This window comes from Dyella sp. C11 (assembly GCF_003121485.1).
GTDB lineage: Bacteria > Pseudomonadota > Gammaproteobacteria > Xanthomonadales > Rhodanobacteraceae > Dyella.
The window spans coordinates 1-18,938 of the sequence record NZ_QAVX01000026.1 but is presented as its reverse complement, the minus strand read 5'-3'; the positions used below and the strand labels follow the sequence as shown (position 1 = coordinate 18,938).

General features: G+C 54.1%; 13 protein-coding genes and 1 tRNA gene. 7 read left to right on the top strand and 7 right to left on the bottom strand.

The window, feature by feature from the left end:
- Positions 1 to 71: 71 nt before the first annotated feature.
- Positions 72 to 935, bottom strand: coding sequence for a DUF427 domain-containing protein (locus DK366_RS18980; RefSeq protein ID WP_109127123.1), 864 nt, complete (start codon positions 933 to 935; stop codon positions 72 to 74).
- 29 nt (positions 936 to 964) lie between these two features.
- Positions 965 to 1,420 carry a VOC family protein gene (locus tag DK366_RS18975; RefSeq protein ID WP_109127122.1) on the bottom strand — a complete coding sequence of 152 codons (456 nt, stop codon included), beginning with the start codon at positions 1,418 to 1,420 and terminating at the stop codon, positions 965 to 967.
- 796 nt (positions 1,421 to 2,216) lie between these two features.
- Between DK366_RS18975 and egtB the strand changes: the two genes are divergently transcribed.
- The 3 genes from egtB to DK366_RS18960 are packed head-to-tail and all read left to right on the top strand — an operon-like array spanning position 2,217 to position 6,234.
- Entirely contained in the window at positions 2,217 to 3,500 is a 1,284-nt protein-coding gene (gene egtB, locus DK366_RS18970) for an ergothioneine biosynthesis protein EgtB (protein ID WP_109127156.1), read from the top strand.
- Positions 3,500 to 4,456: an L-histidine N(alpha)-methyltransferase gene (egtD, locus tag DK366_RS18965; RefSeq protein ID WP_198651628.1), complete on the top strand. Its 957-nt coding sequence runs from the start codon at positions 3,500 to 3,502 to the stop codon at positions 4,454 to 4,456. The genes egtB and egtD overlap by 1 nt, the downstream gene beginning before the upstream one ends.
- 47 nt (positions 4,457 to 4,503) lie before the next feature.
- The gene (locus DK366_RS18960) at positions 4,504 to 6,234 is read left to right on the top strand and encodes an MOSC and FAD-binding oxidoreductase domain-containing protein (RefSeq protein WP_109127120.1); all 1,731 of its coding nucleotides are present in this window, start codon (positions 4,504 to 4,506) and stop codon (positions 6,232 to 6,234) included.
- Positions 6,235 to 6,430: 196 nt separating this feature from the next.
- Here DK366_RS18960 and DK366_RS18955 read toward each other — a convergent pair whose 3' ends face one another.
- Genes DK366_RS18955 through DK366_RS18945 form a run of 3 tightly spaced genes read right to left on the bottom strand, consistent with a single transcriptional unit; the run spans position 6,431 to position 8,928 of the window.
- Positions 6,431 to 7,201, bottom strand: a complete 771-nt coding sequence (locus tag DK366_RS18955) for an SDR family oxidoreductase (RefSeq protein WP_109127119.1) — start codon at positions 7,199 to 7,201, stop codon at positions 6,431 to 6,433.
- 34 nt (positions 7,202 to 7,235) lie between these two features.
- Positions 7,236 to 8,087, bottom strand: coding sequence for an alpha/beta hydrolase (locus DK366_RS18950; RefSeq protein WP_109127118.1), 852 nt, complete (start codon positions 8,085 to 8,087; stop codon positions 7,236 to 7,238).
- A gap of 37 nt (positions 8,088 to 8,124) precedes the next feature.
- Positions 8,125 to 8,928 (bottom strand): alpha/beta hydrolase, encoded by an 804-nt coding sequence (locus DK366_RS18945; protein ID WP_198651626.1) that lies wholly within the window; start codon positions 8,926 to 8,928, stop codon positions 8,125 to 8,127.
- A gap of 794 nt (positions 8,929 to 9,722) precedes the next feature.
- On the opposite strand from DK366_RS18945, the gene DK366_RS18940 reads away from it, so the two are divergent.
- A complete protein-coding gene (locus tag DK366_RS18940) occupies positions 9,723 to 10,259 on the top strand; it encodes a carboxymuconolactone decarboxylase family protein (protein WP_109127117.1) in 537 nt (178 codons plus the stop codon).
- A gap of 99 nt (positions 10,260 to 10,358) precedes the next feature.
- On the opposite strand, the gene DK366_RS18935 is transcribed toward DK366_RS18940, so the two are convergent.
- Entirely contained in the window at positions 10,359 to 11,300 is a 942-nt protein-coding gene (locus DK366_RS18935; RefSeq protein ID WP_232821117.1) for an AraC family transcriptional regulator, read from the bottom strand.
- Between the two features lie 200 nt (positions 11,301 to 11,500).
- Between DK366_RS18935 and DK366_RS18930 the strand changes: the two genes are divergently transcribed.
- The 3 genes from DK366_RS18930 (at position 11,501) to DK366_RS18905 (ending at position 17,119) form a co-directional block, all read left to right on the top strand.
- Positions 11,501 to 11,995, top strand: coding sequence for a DUF417 family protein (locus tag DK366_RS18930; RefSeq protein ID WP_109127154.1), 495 nt, complete (start codon positions 11,501 to 11,503; stop codon positions 11,993 to 11,995).
- A gap of 1,615 nt (positions 11,996 to 13,610) precedes the next feature.
- Positions 13,611 to 16,100 carry a TnsA endonuclease N-terminal domain-containing protein gene (locus tag DK366_RS18910; protein ID WP_109127112.1) on the top strand — a complete coding sequence of 830 codons (2,490 nt, stop codon included), beginning with the start codon at positions 13,611 to 13,613 and terminating at the stop codon, positions 16,098 to 16,100.
- Positions 16,097 to 17,119 (top strand): AAA family ATPase, encoded by a 1,023-nt coding sequence (locus tag DK366_RS18905; protein WP_109127111.1) that lies wholly within the window; start codon positions 16,097 to 16,099, stop codon positions 17,117 to 17,119. The genes DK366_RS18910 and DK366_RS18905 overlap by 4 nt, the downstream gene beginning before the upstream one ends.
- Before the next feature lie 1,662 nt (positions 17,120 to 18,781).
- On the opposite strand, the gene DK366_RS18895 is transcribed toward DK366_RS18905, so the two are convergent.
- Positions 18,782 to 18,857, bottom strand: a tRNA-Ile gene (locus tag DK366_RS18895).
- Positions 18,858 to 18,938 lie beyond the last annotated feature (81 nt).

Genomic DNA, 18,938 nt, shown 5'->3' with positions numbered 1-18,938 from the left:
TTACCGCTAAGGCGCCCGCGAATCAAAGAGCCGCCCCAATTAAGGGCGGCAATAAACAAGAGGTTACGTTATTAGCGGCGAGTGAGGATTTCGTCGGGCTCGAGACCACGATCGATTCCGTGCGCCACTACAGTCTGACCTGGCTCGAGCTGAAGTTTCTTGCCATCGAGGTAGATATCAAGCTGATCAGCCTCAAACGAGATCAGATTTGATATAGCCGCAACTTCGGGCCACGCTTCCGGGTAGTACCACGCAGCTTTGCGCTGATGACCGACGTCATAATAGCTGGCGAGTCCCTTGTATGGGCAAAAGGTTTGCCCCTCAGTCGGTACGAGTGCGTCTTCAGCGATGTCCTCGCGCGGCACATACCATCGTGGCGCAAAACCGGACTCATAGAGCACCATCGGGCGCTTAGTGTCGGCGATAGTTTTCTCCCCATCTTTCACAACCAGATGGCGCGAGGTTCGACGAATGTCGATGCGATGATAAGCGTCAGCCGCATGACCAACGATGCGCTCGTCTTCCTCGTAGAAAGCATCCATGGCGCGCCAAGCAAATGCGACACGCTCGCGAAGCACGTTCGCGTAATCCGGTAAGTCCGCGTGCTGCCAGGCTGCATGGTCGGCTCGACGTGCGCCAACTGTAACTGCATACCAATCAGTGCTACCGAGATCGCGATGCTTTGTCGTTCGATTCTCGCGAACCAGAACCCCAGGCAGCACCGCACTAATTGGGAAGTACGCAACCGGATAGCGAGCTGGCTCATGCAACAAAATCACGTCTTCGCTATCCACAATCCATTCATCAGCGAACTTAACTCGCATACGACGACGAAGGCGCTCGGCAAACAACAGCCGCTCTGGTAGTGGCGTTGGTGTAATAAAGTGGCCCACGGACGCGCCGCTCAGTGGCCCTTGCTGCCAGGACAGTCCCATAGTTGCGTACCTCTCAGCTATTGATGAATTCAAGCTTTCCGAAAGCCGCGCTCCTGCAGCGTCCAAATGTTGCCGTCGGGATCCTCAAAATCAGCGAAGCTAGCGTAGTCGCGACGCTGAATATCCAAGCCCGGGCTCCATCCCCCCGCCCATGCATCAAATGGTTGTTTGTGCCGAACGTCGCCCACCACCACGCCGCGAGCAATTAACTTTCCTCGGGTCTCAGCCAGATCAGTGGTAACAAGAAATAGCTGGCAGCGCCGACCAGAAGAGTCCGCCTTCACCAGCTGTATGGAGCACGCAGATCCAGGTGGAGTAAGTTGCACGACACGGAAATCGGGCATCGGCTGATAGTCCACATCCAGATGGAAACCAACGCGTTCCGTGTAATACGCAAGCGCAACGTCAACATCAGTGACGGGCACCAAAACAACCTCGATGGCGAGGGATACGGTTGAAGCGGGTTCTTGATCGCGTGTCGTCATTAACGTTGCCTCTTAGGGTGCCTTCGATCAGGCATGGGCCTACCAGCTAGGCCAGAGCTGGAAGCCATGATGCTTTGCATGCTCAATCGCCATTCGGGCGACCTCGCTAATACTCGCGCCCCCTTGCAGATCTTGGGGCTGTAACGGACTTTCCTTTGCATGCACGCCACGAACCATGCAAGGCGATAACAAGCCCAAGGGCGTACGTGCATCCAGCCTTCGATCGGCGGCATCACGCATTCCACGACGCCAGTTCCCGGCAAGCAAACCGAGTTCCTCTGCCATGACTTTACGCTCCTTTGCATGAGCACGATTGTGCCCTATTGCAGTAACCTGTCAATAGAGTTTATAGTGGTTATGTTGTCAGCCGGCCTTGTGTCGGCATGGCGGCGCAGTTGCTGGTTTCAGTTTGCCTATTTCTACGCGACGTAACTCATCTGGGACAGTTTCACCGCCCTTTCACGATGGGGTTGTTGCGAATGATTTGGAGCGAGTAGAGGCTTATCGCTGAAATGGCGCAGGTTATTGCCCATCGGACGAAGCACAGGCGAACGCAAGGTTTGGCTGATGAGGGGTCCGAACGACCCAATGATGAAATTGCTGGATGGTGAGTGAGGCCTTGACCGCCATTTCGCGAAGTAACCTTGTAGTACCTCGTAGTGGTTATAGCCAGAATTCGCGAGTGAAAACAAAATTGAAAACTCATCAAGGTTTTGATCATTTGCGGATCACTGTGAAGCGGAACGTTCTGCGCTAGTGATGGTTTGTTTGAGATCTCTTTGAAGGGTGTTTGGACATGACGGCGTTGTTCTCTGCGGGTATTCCGGCTGCGATAGGAGAGCCTTTGCTGCAAAGGTTTCTTCGGTTGCGATCGTTAACGGAAGCACTATGTGATCCTCTTTCCGATGCGGAAGCTTCAGCGCAATCTATGCCTGATGCTTCGCCAGCGAAGTGGCATCTCGCGCATACGACCTGGTTCTTTGAAACGTTTGTGCTAAGGGATCATCTACCGGGGTATCGCCAGTTCAACTCGCAATATCCGTATCTCTTCAATAGTTATTACGAAGCTGAAGGAGCGCGCGTCGCTCGAGCCAGTCGCGGCCTTCTTATTCGGCCGTCGATCGAAGAAATTTATGACTACCGCGCACATGTAAATTTCCGGTTGGCTGCTGCATGGAGCGATCTCTCTCCTCGCGCGAAAGAGCTAATTGAGCTTGGATGCCATCACGAAGAGCAACATCAAGAGCTCATCGTGATGGATCTCCAGCATTTGATGCACAGCAGTCCACTCCAAGCAACGCCTTGGCCTCCAATGCATTCAAGTCAATCGCAACAGCGCGGCACGATGAGTTGGATAGAACGTGAGGCTGGGCTTGTAAGCATCGGGGCCGATGGCGATGGATTTGTCTTTGATTGTGAGCGCCCCCGGCATAGGGCATGGTTGGACCCGTATGCCCTCGCGGACCGTCTCGTCACTAATCGCGAATGGCGCGATTTCATTGACGACAGCGGTTACCGAAACCCGGCGCTCTGGCTCTCAGATGGATGGGCTTGGGTGAACGCGCAACAGATCGCTGCACCTCAGTACTGGCGAAAATCAGCTGACGGTGAGTGGGGTCAATCCTTCGGTTTGGGTGGCTGGTCGGACATTCGGATGGACGCACCGGTTTGCCACGTGAGCTATTACGAAGCCGATGCGTACGCGCGATGGGCGGGGGCAAGGCTCCCCACGGAGCCCGAATGGGAAAGTGCGGCAGAAAGCTGTGATTCATCATCGGGCACGTTTCTCGACGGCCCTGGAGCTGTAGCGCCGAAGGCCGATCTCGGCGGACATGGGCTCAGACAGCTCTTTGGTGACGTGTGGGAGTGGACGGCCTCTGCGTTTCTTGGTCATCCAGGCTTTAGGGCTGAGGCCGGTGCCATTGGGGAATACAACGGCAAGTTCATGTCCGGACAATTTGTACTTAAGGGCGGTAGTTGTGCGACGCCGCGCGGCCATGTGCGAGCGAGCTATCGAAATTTCTTTTATCCACACCAGCGTTGGCAGTTTGCAGGTGTGCGTTTGGCGAGGAGTCGATGATGGAGCGTATGCTCGATGTGTGTTCTAACGAAGTAGATCCCGCATTCCGTGAGGGTGTGCTTAGTGGTTTGGCGTTGCGCCAACCGACCATATCCCCAAGGTGGTTTTATGACCGCCGCGGATCGGAACTATTCGAGGACATAACACGTTTGCCCGAGTATTACCCCACTAGGGCTGAATGTGAAATCTTGACAGACAACGCGAAGGATTTGGCTTCGCTCATCGATCCCTGTCGGACTGTCGTGGAATATGGTTCTGGCTCATCGATGAAGACGCCGTTGTTGTTGTCGGCGATCAACCCAAGCGCTTATGTGCCGATCGATATCTCAAGCGAGTTTCTTGCCGCGTCGGTTAGCGTGTTAGGTCAAAGATTCCCGTCATTGCCCATGCATCCCATTGCAGGGGACTTTATGTCGCGCGTTGCCTTGCCATCGGCAGTGCACGCACCGTATCTAGCGTTTTTCCCTGGGTCGACAGTAGGCAATTTGTTAGCCGCCGAAGCGGTGGACTTGTTGCGACTCATGGCGGACACGCTTGGACCGGATTCCATGCTGCTGATCGGTATTGATCGAATCAAGGACGAGCGCACCTTAGTAGCGGCCTATGATGATGCACAAGGTGTCACTGCCAAGTTCAACCTCAACTTACTAGAACGCATCAATCGTGAACTGGATGGGTCGATTCCGGTGAGTGCGTTTTGCCATCGCGCGCGCTGGAACGCTAAGCAGTCCCGCATCGAAATGCATTTGGAGGCGGTGCGAGACGTTCGCTTTACGGTTGACTCTCAGGAATTTGAATTACAGGCCGGGCAAACCATCCATACAGAGAATAGTCACAAATACGATTCGCATGGCGCTTCTGTATTGCTGCGCGCTAGCCGCTGGGTGCCGATTCGAGAATGGACAGATTCCCGGGGGCGCTTTTCGGTGTATTTAGCACGCGCCGCTACGAAGTAAGAACACTTTCTCAAGCGATTGGGGAAGATGAGGAAGGATCGATAACGATGGCTGTCTTACTGTCGATCAACGTGGGCAGGGCCAAGGACATCACCTGGCAAGACAAGGTGGTTCGGACAGCTATTTGGAAAGCGCCGGTTGCCGGTCGCGTAACCATGACAAAACTCAACCTGGCAGGTGATGAACAAGGCGACCTTGTTGGTCATGGTGGCGAACATCGCGCGATCCTCGTGTATCAGGAGGAATCCCTTCGCTATTGGGCGAAAGTATTGGAGCGCGAGGGACTAGAGCCTGGGCAATTTGGAGAGAATTTCACCGTAACGGAGCTTTCCGATGAGGATGTGTGTATAGGTGATCGATACCGAATCGGCTCAGCTCTATTTGAGGTCACTCAGCCACGCGTCACGTGTTACAAGGTGGGCTTCCGTATGAAGCATCCCGAATTACCATCACTGATGGTTGCGCACCGCCGGCCAGGGTTTTATATGCGCGTGCTGGAGACTGGGGAAGTTGGTGCTGGGGATCGGATTGAGCGCATCAGTCGCGCGAGTGATGCGATGAGTGTCGCCGACATAGATTCGTTGCTATACAAGGGGAACCGCAGCAAGGAAGATCTTCGCCGCGCGGCTAATTTGCCAGCGCTCAGCGTGGGGTGGCGAAAATCTTTCGAAGATTTGCTTACCGCTTCCGCGGCACCCTCCCAACCCGAAATTGCTTGGCCTGGTTTCCGCCGATTGAGGGTGGTAGCCCGAGTGAAGATGTCCGATGACGTGTGTGCATTTAGTCTCGCGGACCCAAATGACGAGCCGTTGCCACCTCATCGCGGCGGACAATATGTAGCCATACGCGTGGCACGCTCAGCAACGGATTCACGTCAGATCCGTAGCTATTCACTATGCGATGACAATGCGGGCATTTACCGCATCGGTGTAAAGCGAATCGAGGGTGGTGTGAGTGCTTACTTGCACGATAGCCTCAAAGTAGGCGATACCCTTGAGGTCAGTGCGCCGCGGGGCAATTTTTTCCTCCATCCAACCGTGAAACCCATAGTCCTAATTAGTGCTGGCATCGGAATCACGCCGTTGCTGGGAATGCTTGCGCAAACCGTTGTATCGGAACTTGACGAAGCAGATTCGCGCTTGTGGTGGGTCCACGGTGCTCACGATGGAACCCATTACGCCTTTGCGGACGAGATATCACGCCTTTTGAAGGACAGATCAAAAGTTCGCGCTTTGACGTTCTTGAGTCGGCCTACCGATGATGATCGCCTGCAGCGCCGCTATGACGTGGAGGGGCGTATCACCGCGGCGGGGCTATTCGCCCTTGGTGTACCACTAGAGAGCACCTTTTATCTGTGTGGACCGAGCGCTTTCATGGAAGGACTCAAAGCCGAGCTTCTGAAGAGTGGTGTGGAGTGGGGCGACATCTACATGGAAAATTTTGTTGCCGATGCGCCCGTTGAACCTGGCGTCACACAACGTACTGTGCGCTCCCCGCACCCGCCTATCGAGGCCGCAACGGTCGGGCCGAGCGTTACATTTGCGCGCAGTCGTTTATCCGTTCACTGGGATGCCCGATTTCCATCTTTGCTAGCGCTAGCGGAAGCCTGCGACGTACCCGTGCGTTGGAGTTGCCGCACGGGTGTTTGCCACTACTGCGTTACACCCCTCATTGATGGTCAAGTCGACTACGAACCAGTCCCCCTTGATGCCCCAGGTGGAGGCGACGTTCTGATTTGTTGCTCGCGACCCCGGGGTGACGTCGAACTCGACCTTTAGGTACTTGGCAGATGCCTTACCGTCGGTAGTTGACTGCATTCATCCCATCACTGGATGACATCACCCTCAGCGAACTTTTTAGTCCAGCCGAGTCCTTACATCGTCCACTGTATTAGCCGAAATCGTTTCATCACTGCGCGCTCCTTGCCACACCCATGCCAATGGCCCACAAGACCACGGCCGCAACGTCGCACTGTCACAACGATTTGACTTCGCCCCCATCCATGCGAAGCATTGCACCAGTCATCCAACGGGCTGCTGGCGACACCATAAAAGCCATCAGCTCTGCGATTTCCTCGGGCTGGCCATAACGCGCAATACCCGCTTCACGGGGAAAGTGCTCCATCGCTTCCGCAACGTTCATGTTGTGCGACGGCGCCCAATGCTCTAGGTAAGAACGCCTGCGTCCCGTCATAACAGGGCCTGGCAATACACTGTTTACCTGGACGCCATCTGCGATACCGCGATCTGCGAAAGCCTTGGCCAACGCTACGATGGCCGCATTGATCGTACCTACCGCTGCATAGGGCGCTTTGGGGATGGCCGCGGAATTACCCGAAGTGAATACGACCGCGCCTTTGGCGTTTCGCAGCGCACTCCACGCTTCCAAGGTCAAGCGACGGGCACCGTGCAACTTCAGCGCCATACCTGCATCCCATTGCTCGTCGGTCATCTCGAAGAGATCCACCTGAGGAACGGCACCAGCAATGTTAAGCAGTGCATCAATGCGACCAAAGGCGGACAGAGTCGCCTCGACGACGAGCTTTGCAGCAGCTGGCTGGCTAAGATCGCAATCGACGAGTAGTGCCTTTGCACCCAAAGCTTCAACCGCCTCCGCCGTGTGCTGCAAGTTCTCCCGACTTCGTGCGACGAGTACAAGCGCACCAAAATCTTTCGCGAGGCGTATCGCAGTTGCTTGGCCAATACCCTGGCTGGCGCCCGTTACAATAGCGGTCGTTTCAGACATAGCGCACCCCTACTTCCTAGGTTGTTGCTGCTGGTTATTTGAAGAACGAGCGCATCGCATCTGCTATCTCAGACGCATGAGTCTCTAGCGCAAAGTGCCCGGTATCAAGAAAGGTCACTTGCGCATTGGGGATGTCACGCTTAAATGCCTCAGCACCTGGTGGAAGAAAGAATGGATCGTTCTTACCCCAAATCGCCAGCAAACGCGGCTTGTGTTCGCGAAAATATGCTTGGAACGCAGGGTAGAGAGCGACATTGCTTTGGTAATCGAGGAACAAATCCAACTGCACCTCGTCAGCGCCTTTGCGCGCAAGATAGTAGTTATCCAGAGCAATGCCGTCCGGCGACACCAATGACTCGTCAGTAGTGCCGTGCACGTACTGCCACCGCGTCGTTTCCGGTGTTAACAAAGCACGCAACGCGTTGCGGTTGGCCACCGTTGCGTTCTCCCAATACGTGCGAATCGGATTCCAGCCATCACTGAGACCTTCAACGTACGCATTTCCGTTTTGAGTAACGATCCCCTGGATCCGCTCCGGATGTCGGATGGCCAATCGAAATCCCGTCGGTGCACCGTAATCGAATACATAAACGATGTAGCGATCAAAACCAATCACCTCTGTCAGGCCATCGATGATGTCTGCCAGGTGATCGAAGGTGTATTTGAATGTATCGCGCGAAGGCATATCTGTTCGTCCAAAACCCGGCAGGTCAGGTGCGACGATATGAAAGTCGTTACTGAGCAAGGGGATCAGATCTCGGAACATATGACTTGAGCTTGGAAAACCATGGAGCAAAAGCAACTTCGGTTTACCCGGCGTGCCGGCCTCACGATAGAAAACCTCAACACCGTCGACCTGAGCGCTACGGAAGTGAATAGTAGACATGGCAATTTCCCTTACGATAATTTGGAGGGCGTACCCATCAAGCTGCGCTAACGTTGAGCGCATCAACAATTATGTCGGCCACCAGTGAAGGTGCCGTCACACTTGGCAAGTGATCAACAGGATAGGCACGCGTATGTGCCCCTATCCGATCAGCCATAAAGCGCTGTGTTTTTTCAGGAATCATGTGGTCATGCTGTGCCACCAGGTACCACGTCGGGACGCGTTTCCACAGAGGTGTACCAACAGGCGTCACAATGCACGCTGGCGAAATTGGTCGCTGAGCTGTAGCAAGTGCCTTTTGTTCTTCTGCCGTGGCGTATTGCGCAAATGCCGTCACAAATGCCTCCGGCGATAACCAGATGCGTCCATCGCTTGCAGGCTCCAGTACCGGCGCTTGGTCGTCGTGTCCAAAGCGATTGAAGACGTCCACCACGGTTTCACCTTCATCTGGCGCAAGACCCGCGATATAAACGAGCGCCTTCACCTGCGCGCTCTGCGTCTCGGCGATGACGGCACCGGCGTAAGCGTGACCCACCAAGATCACGGGTCCATCAATCGCCGCCAGCACCATGTCGAGCGTTGTCACGTCTTCTTTTAGGGACGCCATGAGCAACCCGACAGTAACCGTCTTGACAGAGATTTTGTCGAGCCAATCTCTCACCTTCTTCCAGCTCGATTCATCAGCCCATGCCCCATGAACCAACACCACAGTAGCGGATAGCTGAGCCATTTCTAGTCTCTCTTCGTTGCCGATTGAGGTTTTCATGCGTTCGTCGACTCGCTTGCACCATACCTCCTGCAAACAATTGCAGTAAGGTGCCGTCACTTTGAGTAACTTCATAAATACTTTTAGAGAGGTTACTCTCGCTTTATGCTGCGCGCAAGCGGATGCGCCCCTTTGCCAATCAACCCACCGGCATCGCCTCCTCCCTAATAAATTGATTACCTGGATCGGGAAGCGAAACGATTCGGCCGAAGACGGCTGGGACTTGGGATGCCTGCTTGACCTGCCACACCTCGTACCAACATCGACGTAGCGCGCGGTCGCTTAGCACCAGGGATGGGTGGCAATGCAAACCTAGGTGATTGGCGAGTGGATACGACAGGAAGTGATCGGGTGGCCAACTGCCTTAGTCTGGCGGTCACGAATACATAGACGCAGCTTTGCTAGCAGTCGGCGTTCGCTTCTTTCGGGGTGGCGTGTTGCAGCCGTTGCCCTCCACCGCCTAACTGAGCTGTAGTCCTCGCCGCCCATCGATTTAGGGCGGCAGCACGGGCTACTCCGGTGGCACGGCGCGGCAATCGTAGGGCAGCATGCGTGGCACCGATATCAAGGCACTCTCATTAAGACTCGCAAGGGGGGCGCCATAGCCAGTGAGTCATGTATCCCCGGAAACAGGGACATTCATGGGGTCTTGGGAGATAGGTCGTTGAACGGGCGGCGACGTCTGCGAAACATCGCCGGACTGGATTGCGAGCCGCTCCACTCTAGAGACGCAGCCACCACGTCTTCGATCGATCCGTCATGGACTTCGCTAGATGAAACTTTTGAGCATGTATTTCGCACAAAGCGGCATTAAAGAGATCGTTTCCACCTTCTAAAGTGGCTCCACCTTAATCCTCTTGGAGTCACTCATGTCTCGCATCCTTACCCCTGACCTTGAAACAGCCACTGGCGCGACGGCGGAAGTTTTCGACCAGATTCGAAAAGCAGTGGGTCGTGTGCCCAATGCTTTTGGGGCGATTGGCTCGCTGAATCCCGCTGCCCTCAAAGCAGTCCTGCAAGCTGACGGCGTCCTGGCAGCCGGTACTTTGACCAAACAAGATCAGGAAACCATCAAACTGACAGTCAGCGAAGTGGCCGGTTGCGACTACTGCGTGGCTGCTCACTCGTTGCTCGGCAAGATGGCAGGTCTCAAACCCGACGCGTTGGGTAAGATCCGTGCGGGTCAGTCAACAGACGATGCCAAGCGTGATGCGCTGGTCCATTTCGTGCGGACATTGGTAAAGACTTCCGGCACCATTTCTGCGGAAGAATTTGCTGCCATCAAGAGCGCGGGTTATACCGACGCGCAGCTGGTCGATATCAGCTTGGCCATTGCATTGATCGTTTTCACCAACGTCTTCAACCGCATCAACGATACGTCGATCGATTTTCCGGCAGTGAAGTAACTTCATCGCGGAGCGCTGTATTACCAGCGCTCCGCGATGAGCAAAAGATCCCCAAAGGGATAATTGATCGGGGACCTACACTCCCCTTAGCTAGCGGGTTCAGGGCACGCTGTCTTGAACCTGCGCAGCCCGTCGCCAATGAGCCGGCGTTACTCCCAGGTGGAGCTTGAACGCCCGCTGGAAAGCTGCCTCTGACTGATATCCCGCGCTTTCTGCAATAGCACCGGTCGAAAGTGACGACTCGCGCAATTGATTTGCGGCCAGGGTCATGCGGATGTCTGTCAAAAGCTCGCTTGCTGATCGGCCTAGCTTTTCCTGAAATAGACGCACGAAGGAAGAGCGTGACATGTTGCATTTGCGCGCGAGGACTGGAAGTGTCCATGCGGCGCCAGGATCCTGAAAGAGGCTCTCCAACGCAGGAGCAAGTCGCGGATAGCCGGCCAACGCCAGCAACCCTGCCGGCGCTTCGCTCGCCTTACTGGCAAAGCGCAATACCAGCGCGAACAATGCCGTGGACAATGCATTGAGCATGGCGCGACCGCCAAGGCAATCGATGCCACTCTCTGCCCGCATCAGTGCCATCAACCCCCATAGTTGGGCTCCAGTTTCGCGCGCGTCATCCGATACGTCGCCAGCAGCATGCACCACGAGGAATGGCGGTAAATAACCGCGCAGCAACTGCGCGTGTGACGGAGAGAGGACGAATCGACCGCATAGCATATCGAGCTGCGCGCCGCGTCCTTTGTTCTCGCTGAAAACCAGGTTCGCAGCCGTTCGTCGCATAGCAGGCTTGGCCCGTTTGCCGCTACCGTCGTGCAATACGTGCGCATCCCCGTTGGCGATAAGCAAGATATCTCCCGCTGCCAAAGGAATCGGCGGGCCACCTGCCGGATCCTCGAGCAAACCCGAGCCATCAAGCACGATGTGGTAGGGCATTTCGCCAGCTGCCGCCTCCCCCTGATCGATACGCCAGGGCGCACCGTATTGGCAGTGCACTTCAAGCTTCCCGCGCACAGGGGTGATTTCCAGAAATCGGCTCAACCAATCACCTGGTGGGGACACAATGACCTCCGCTTGAAACTTTCAAGCATGTTATTTGAATTTTTCGATATTAATCATCTCGATCGTCGGTCGTAAAGTAACCACATCGAACGACACGGCAAATGCACACACCACATGGCCGTCGTAGACCGATTTGTACGGCAACCGACTTCCCGACTCACTATCGAAGGAAAAAAATGATGAACGCGCTCGTCCAGCTTTTCGCTAAAACCGGTCTCTTGAAGAAAGATGTCGACTACCACCTACTTCGCGCATCAATGGTCATCATCTTCGCGTGGTTCGGGTACGACAAATGGTTCGAAGCTGAAATCATAGGACTGATTCCGCTTATCACCCATGGACCACTTATTTTCTGGACGATTCCGGTGTTGGGTGTACGTGGCACTAGCTATCTGTTGGGAACTTCGGAATGGACCTTTGGTTTGCTGCTGCTTCTCGGATTCTGGAATAAGAAACTGGGCGTACTGGGTGCTCTTGGGGCCACTTTCACTTTTATTGCCACCTTCACCATCCTGCCGTTCGCTCCTGGTGCATGGGAAGCTGCCGCGGGCGGATTCCCCGCGATGACAATCGTTTCTGCGTTCCTGCTGAAAGACCTCGTTTTGTTGGTCGTTTCAATCTATCTTCTAAAGCAAGATGTCGAGCGAGTGATTGCGGCTGATCAAAATCATTGATTGAGCCTTGAGGCATGTATGCGTTAGGGCGACGCCAGATCATCGATATGGGCGCCGCCCAACTCTTCGTACCGCGCCGCGGCGCAGTGAGAGTTTGCCCGCCGAAGTGGTTTCTCTGCTGCCATTCCAATGCCACACTTACGGATCTCCAAGCAAACCCGTGCACTTGTAGCTAGCGAAAGGCTGACCGGGTTGTCCGCCTTGACTAGCAATGCTTGAGCGACATCAACGAGGGCGTGATTGGTCGTCGCGTTGCTAGGCGTCTAGACACGGGGCGAGGAGTGTCCAGATTCGATTGGGATTTCATTCCGTCAAGACAACGCGCTGTAAACGAGCGAGCGCGAATAAAGTGAAAACGGATGCTTGGATATACCGCTGCGGGTTGTAGACGGCTCCAATCTCAAATTTCACTGCTGTCTCGATTGGATAAAGAGCTATCGGCTTCAATCTGTAGCTCCTCAAACGAAATCTCGCCTCGAGCCCAGCGTTGTGCCGCAGCAATTACCTTCTCGCTTGGCATCAATCTCTCCAAGCCGACGTTCGCATAGGCGAAGTCCAAGATCTCCTGCCTCCGGGCGCGTTCACTCTCGCTAATCCGCTCAGACACAAGGCACTCCCACCAACTCGACATAGTCGGCCGTCGCATCAATAAAACGCTCGACCAACTCCTCCTCTCTCACACTTAGCTTCATACCGATCGCTGCAAGCATTTCGCGGCCATGGCCCACTGCGATCACGCGTACAGCGCGCTCTTGCTCAACCCCTCGGCGTGCGTCCTTCGGTACTCGAACGACGCTCACCTGTCGTTGACCATCCATCGCCGCAGCGAATCTCGGCCGTCCCTCCTCGCGAGACCCGGTGCATATAACTAGCTGGACGTCGCCCGGCATACGTTGCATAGCGGTGTAAAGCGAATCTATTGGAGTGATATAAATATATCAAATTCAATAACTTATTGACGAAATAGTTCCTGCGTGCCAGTCTATCACTGAACAATCGGAGTTTCGTGCCCCAGTGACGACAGACCCGGATTTGGCATGACCGGCTGTCCAAATCCGTGAAGGACTCGCCGTATGGCTGTTCCTAACGAGCTAGCTTCCGAAGTCGAGTTATTTCTCCCCCGCACGCCCATCCTCAGCGCGGCCGATACCGCTCGCATCATGGGTTTCCAATCAAGTGAGGCGTTGAATAAGGCTCGACAAGCCGGCCGCCTTCCGATCCCTATGTTTCAGATTCCAGGCAGACGAGGCTGGTTTGCCGCAAGGCATCTCGTCAAAGCGTGGTTAGAGACAGCGCTTACAAGCTCATCTTCCAAGAAGATCGCAGCCGAGGAGGGCCGAGGCATGAGCGGATAGTTAAGCCATATAAGGCCCTGAAAAGCGAAAGGCCCCGCACAGCCATGCGAGGCCCTTCGTGTGCGGCAAGTGTTAGGAGTCGCCGCTTGTCTGCATATTCAGAGCCTTACTTGCCAAAGTCAAGCCCCTTCTCACTTATCTAAGAATAGAAGGGCGAATCGCTGTACGCAGTTCCCGTCCGGGTATTGCAAGAGACCTTAAGACTTTGGCCCTCCCAATGCACACATTTCTATGTGGAGCACCCATGAGGAGTGAGAGCAATGAATATCAATGCCGACAGTCGCGGGGCACACTCGATCGCGCCGGAGACATCACGTGACGAATACGCTGAAGCCCTAACGCGCAAGATCGATCAATTAGATCTTCCAGAGGTGGGTAAGGCATATGTAGAGGCAGTCGCTTCATCGCCTCCCAGCCGGAAGATCGGAAAGCACCGTGTGCGAAACATGATCGCAGACGTTCCAATCCCGGAGCTGCAGGTACTACTTCAAGCCGAATCAGCGTCTGGCGAGTATTTCTTTCTCCTTGAGATGATGCACCGACGTGATGTCGTTGCCGTGTATGACCAACCTCAAGCAGTACCGCTATCAATTGTGAATCGAAGAGGGATACGAACTAAAACGACCTACACACCCGACTTCTTAGTGGTTCATAGCGACCGCATCGTCGTGTACGAGATCAAAGCTGATGATGCTCTAACAAAGAACTGCCAAGAACGAAGCAACGACTGGGTATGCGAACAAGGGAGCTTTACTCACAGGCCGGCGAGAGACTATTTCGCCATGCTTGGTATCGAACACGTCGTAGTACCAAACAGCAAAACATCTGCCGTACGCGCTGACAACCTTCGAATGCTACTGGCTGCACGCCATGCGGAAGACAGCGATAGTCTGGCGGTTCTTCGCCGCAGGATAGAAAAAATCGTACGGCGGGTCGACCTAATACAAATTGGCAACGTTTTAGATCAGCTCGGGGTCGAAGATACGACAGCTGTGATGCAACTAATTGATCAAGGCGTCCTCTATGCAGACCTGGATCGATGCCTACTTTCTTCTCCTCGTAAGCTGTGGATATCGACAAGCGAAGACCTCTTAGATCTGCCTAACGATATCGGCTTTCCCTTCCACAGTGTGATCGTGGAAAAGAATACCGTCTCCACCAACGATCTCCCGGATCCGAGGCACGTTTGCGAAGTCGCCTCTCGATTTGCGGCCTGTGGTTTCATCGATCAAAGTGAAGGACTTAAGGAGAAATCTGAGAGATCAAAACGTCGCTACAAGCAAGACTTGAGGAAAAGTGATGGCGATCGGTCAGTGCTATTCCCCCGCTGGGCAAACTCCGGCAATCGCGCACCACGGCTCGCACAAAACCACTTGGAACTACTAGACAGCATTGTCATCAAGACAAGAGCTGACCCAAATCTCTCCTCAGCCGCAAATGGCTACCTTGAATACCTCTCTCAATTTGAGGAGGCCATGAAAGGAGGACAAGATAGACCGGTGGCTCGATCAACGTTCTATCGCCGCTTCAGACGTTTCTCCCTCAGAACCGATCTAGCGATGAGGAGGGGTGGAAGGCGTGCCTTCAATGCGGCGGCCTCCCCGGTCGACCCTCAGCGCAGAACGCTAATTCCAACGCGAGCTTTCTCGATAGCCCATATCGACCACTATGCCGTTGACGTTGCTTTATCACTAGGCACAGAGGATGGCCAGGTCATTTCCAAACGGGCTTGGCTAACCGGCATGGTCGACGCGTACACAGGCGAAGTATTAGGGCTATGGATATCTTACGAAGCGCCAAGTCGTCATTCATGCGCAATGGTCATACGTGATTGCGTACGGCGACATCACAGACTTCCCGAAATTCTGGTCGTAGATGGTGGGCCTGAGTTCGACAGCGTTCACTTTACAACGCTTCTTGCAAGTCTAGGCGTTACGCGCTTCGAGAGGCCTCCCGAGGATCCAAAGTTTGGCAAGGAAATCGAGCGATTGTTCGGGACATTCAAAGAAAAATTCGCCAGAGGCCTACCAGGATTCATACCACCGGTGGCGGATGCTCGAAAGACATCTGGAAAGTGGAAAGCAGCTGCCCGAGCAAAGCTAAACATCCAGGACCTTATCGAACTCCTCGAAGTATTCACCTTTAGTGGATACAACCAAGAGAACAAACCCGGTTGTCTGGAATCGCGAGCGCATCTTAGAAATATGTGCGACAAGGCGTTTCCCTTCAGCGGTAAGAAGGTGACGTTGGATCTTCGATTTCTAATACAAACTGCCGTCGATGCACCCGCTGAGTGCTATCGCTTACAGGTGGGTCGCGGCATTAGGGTCTATGGCATCTCATACAGCTGCCCCGCTCTTCTTGCCTATCGTGGACCCAAGAAAAGCGCCTATGTTCGTGTCGAGCCTTTTGATAGCTCTATCGTTTACGCGTGCCTCAATCATGAGTGGCACGTTTGCCGTAGCTCCACGGCAGCTATCAACGATGCGCTTCATTCATCCGAGGTCATCGCTCGAACTGAAGAAAAACGGCATTTGAGAAACCTCATCGCATCTCTAGCGCTGGAGGCCGAAAAGCGCACTTACCAGTTAAAGAAAGACTTGCTCACCTCGATCATCGATAAGCAGGAACAGTTCCAACCATCGATAGGAATACCTAATGGAGAGCAACGTCAATCCTCAACGCCTAAGTGCTACCTAGAGAAGATGGAGCATATCGAAGACTTGCAGATAGAGGAGGATCCAACATGAAACCCATGCTTCTTCCAGGCCCGGTTCTCCACAGAAATTTCAAGCGGGCGAGAGACGAGATCACGGAGCTTCTTCGTCTCTCACCGCCAGGCAAGGTTATCGTTCTTGTTGGCCCTACCCAAGCGGGCAAGTCCCTCATCTTTCAATATGCTGTCAGGAATCTTAGCGTTGAACTGCAGCCCAAATCTCCAGCACACATTCCATTTGTTCACCTTGTCGTCGCGACAAGCCAAGACGGGCGCATTTCACCTAAATATCTAACACTTCGCCTGCTCAAACTCATTCGGCATCCAATGCATGAGCATGTGGGCGATTTTGACGAATCAGATCACTATCGACCGTCTCGCGGTCGTGATGAGACTTCGCTAAGGCTTTCGCTTGAGTTAGGAATGATAGCTCGTGAAACGCTCTTGGCTTTACTTGACGAAGCTCACCATCTCACGCACACAAAAGATCGCGAGTTGAGATCAAATGTCCTGCAGTCGATTAAATGTCTCGGAGCTATTGATCGCACCCTAGCCCTCTTCGGAGGTTACGAGTTGGTCTACCGGGGGTTGTTTGACTCCGCGCACTTTGCTGGAAGATTGATATGCGTAGAAATTGCACCGTACACCAACTGTCCTGACGATCTTATCGAGTGGAGCCGAATACTAAAGCTGTTTGGCAAGCACATGTCTCTCCATCCTCCTTCGCTTCTTCTGGAGGAGGTCGAAACATTACTTTACGCGGCAAACGGTGTCTTCGGGCTTTTGGAAAAGATTCTTTGGTTGGCGCGCGCTAGAAGTCACGGCAAAGCGATTACGCGAGAAGTTCTACGCTCCGCCTTTCCTACGCAGGCGGAGCACGACGTCATTAAACGTGACATTGAAGCCGGACAGAGGGCGATTGCGCGCCTAAGAAATCCTTCGTTCGATACATCCGCCTCTGCGTCGACACCACGAACCAAGCAGCGTCGCCGCCCGTTCCAGCGGAATCCAAATCGCAAACTGCCGACCTACCCGAAGGTGTCGAATGAATGACTATTTCATGCTTGCCCCCCTTGGATGGGGCACCGAAGACGTGGAACAGTTTCATTCTTACTTTTATCGGTTTGCGGCACTTCACTCTACAACCATGATTCCAATGGCGCGCCATCTCGAGCAATGGTGGTCACGTGAACAAAAGGAAGCGGTCGAACTAAAGCAGGTATTTCTGTACAAGGCAAATCGTCTCCCACTATGCGGCTACGGTGAGGCTGTGGAGAACTACGTCAAGGTGGTATCTCTCGCCGCTAATCAGCCAGATTTGTATAGGACAACCCTCTTACCAATTCGAAACGCGGCAGACGCTGTCGCCCATGGCGCACTTCGCCGAGGAAGAGCGTGGTGCCCGGCCTGTATGTACTGGAGCGAACGTGAGGGCACTCCTTACTACGACAGGCTGTTCTGGGCATTGGCGCCTACTGGGCGCTGTGTTATGCACCAGGTGTCGCTCGTGAACCGATGCCCCGCTTGTAGAGCGCAGCAACTCGCCTACCATTCGACTGCTGGCATGACGAAGTGCGCCAAATGCCTAAGTTCGCTAGTTCAAGGTCCGAAGACATGGTCACGAGTCGATCGCCCGGTTTTCGGTGAAACGGATTGCCGAGGACTGATAGAGGCTATAGCGACCGGCGCTTTGCGCGAATCCGTGCCTCGAGCCTTTGGCCTATTCTGCCAAGAGTCGGTCTCGATCATTGGTCCTGCCATGGCCTATCGGAACGACGTTTCCACGAAGGGAGCGATCAGAACCTGGAGCTCAAAGCAACATCGCCCAACGCTTTCGACAATGCTCAAACGTTGCCATGTAGCTGGCGTGAAGCTCGCAGATGTTCTTACAGACCCTCGTGGAGCCGCTCATATCGCCGGCTCCTTAGCTCTTGACGAACTAATGCTTCCAAAATGCGATAAGCCACGACGAGCCCAAGATGTGTGTACGGAGGCTAAAACAAGCCTCCTGAATGCTATCGCTGGATTGCCCGAAAAACCCCTAGTGTCGTTCCCGGAGTTTGCAAAGTCCCTTGGCGTATCGAAGGGTTTCCTTCGCTATCGGCAACCCGCATTGTGCAAAGTTTACGTCGAAGAATTTCGACGCCAGGTGCGTGAGACCAACAAGTTGAGGAAGCGCCAAGCTAAGACTGAGCTAACGCTAGGTGGAGCAATGCTCGCTTACATAGGTGGCAAATTCAGGAGTCAAGATGATCTCGTCGACCACTTGCATGCCAATTTTCTAGTGAAGAAACACGTGGCAAGGCTTTTAGTTTCTGATGTGCTGCGGACCCATGAGCGGCTAAGAGTGCTCGCAGAAAGTCCTCAACTGACAAGAAACAACCGAGTAATGCTAAAGAGAGGAAGGGACGCGGGCTATTTATGAGGTAGATACTGCTTCAGTCCTAGGACATTAAGGCTTGTCACAGGTCTAACAGCCGTCGCAAATCGAAGGGCAACAGAAGTGTTTACCCCACTGCCTGCTGCCAAGCAGCTTCTCCCCTTTCGCCAATCCCCCCGAACGACTCGCACCCAGTCTTAGACCCAGCCCGCCCCAAAGGGCTTGGTGCCGCTCCGACAGGCCCCGATGGCCAAACTTTTTGACATTGTCAGATAGTTTGGCCAAAGCGGCCAAACTTTGGGTCAACGTACAGCGAAGCATGCCGCCTGCCAATTTGGTGGGCCCACCAGGATTCGAACCTGGAACCAAGGGATTATGAGTCCCCTGCTCTAACCGTTGAGCTATAGGCCCTGTCTCTTATTCCAATCTGACGCAGCCGACGATCGTACGCGTGTAGATCACGCTGGTCGGCGTATCATTAAATAAAAGGGG